A 935-nucleotide genomic window follows, 5' to 3' on the forward strand; every position below is an offset into this window, starting at 1 on the left:
CCACACCTTGATTCCTTAAAAACTACCCATAAGGGTTTTGACCCTTCTTGCTTAGTCTCTCACAAAAATGGTCGGTTTATTTCCGCCACCCTGTACTAGTAATAAGGCTGCCCCGATTGGGTTGATAGCGGCGGCTGCAACAGTGGCGATCGCGCTTACTGTGCCGAGCGTGGTGATGCCTGAGATGCCGATTAGGTGGTTCATAGGCTTATCCCTGACAACGACTACTTTCCCGCTCTTATTTGAGTCAACAGCAACGCTAACTTATCGTTAGTAGCATCAATGTCGGCTTTCATCTCTTCAACCACTGAGACAGGCTTTTGCATCTGCGAAGCGAGGTCTTCAATCGCTGTTAAGTAAGCTTGCTGGCGGGATTGTGAGCGACCTTTGATGGCTGCATCTAGCTCTCCTTGCCTGCGGTCGATGCTATTGAGGATGATTGCATTCTTGACTTGTTCTAAGGTGTCAACGGCTTTGATTTCTTGCATTGCTGCCAGTACTAGCGGTAAGCCTAGAACTTGAGATGCGTTGTCAATCAGTTGCTCTTGCTGGTCAATACTCATGCCAGCGACCGGGGTAATATTACCGTTACTTTCTGGCAAGGTGGCGCGTGCGCTTTGACGGATTAAGTCGGCTTCGCTATCGGTAATAGTCTGGGTACTAGACCAGTCTTCTCGGACGTTGATCAGAATCAGCCGAGCATCATCAAGAGTTAATCCAGTCTCGTTGCAGATATGTGTCAGTAATTGCATGGCTTGTTTTCCTTTATAAGTTAGGTAAATTAGGCAGATATCCGGGCTAACTTGGTTAGTTGGGTTTGGTAGTTGGTACGAGTCAGTAAACCAAAAAGTTTTCTCCTCAAGGCGATCGCTAACCAGCCATTGCGTAGTTTTAGGTGCTAGGTGATACTAAATATCTTAAAAGTACTTATGCTT

General features: G+C 46.6%; 2 protein-coding genes. Both read right to left on the reverse strand.

What is annotated here, in order from left to right:
• Positions 1–51 precede the first annotated feature (51 nt).
• A complete protein-coding gene (locus AABK37_RS41535; RefSeq protein ID WP_432557204.1) occupies positions 52–204 on the reverse strand; it encodes a hypothetical protein in 153 nt (50 codons plus the stop codon).
• A gap of 20 nt (positions 205–224) precedes the next feature.
• Positions 225–752 (reverse strand): hypothetical protein, encoded by a 528-nt coding sequence (locus AABK37_RS41540; protein WP_432557205.1) that lies wholly within the window; start codon positions 750–752, stop codon positions 225–227.
• Positions 753–935: the final 183 nt, after the last annotated feature.

It is taken from the genome of Tolypothrix sp. VBCCA 56010, assembly GCF_050875635.1.
Taxonomy (GTDB): Bacteria; Cyanobacteriota; Cyanobacteriia; order Cyanobacteriales; family Nostocaceae; genus Hassallia.

Excerpts from the sequence above, each read along its gene's own strand:
- AABK37_RS41540 (WP_432557205.1), bottom strand. The coding sequence starts at position 752 with ATGCAATTACTGACACATATCTGCAACGAGACTGGATTAACTCTTGAT.
- AABK37_RS41535 (WP_432557204.1), bottom strand. The coding sequence starts at position 204 with ATGAACCACCTAATCGGCATCTCAGGCATCACCACGCTCGGCACAGTA.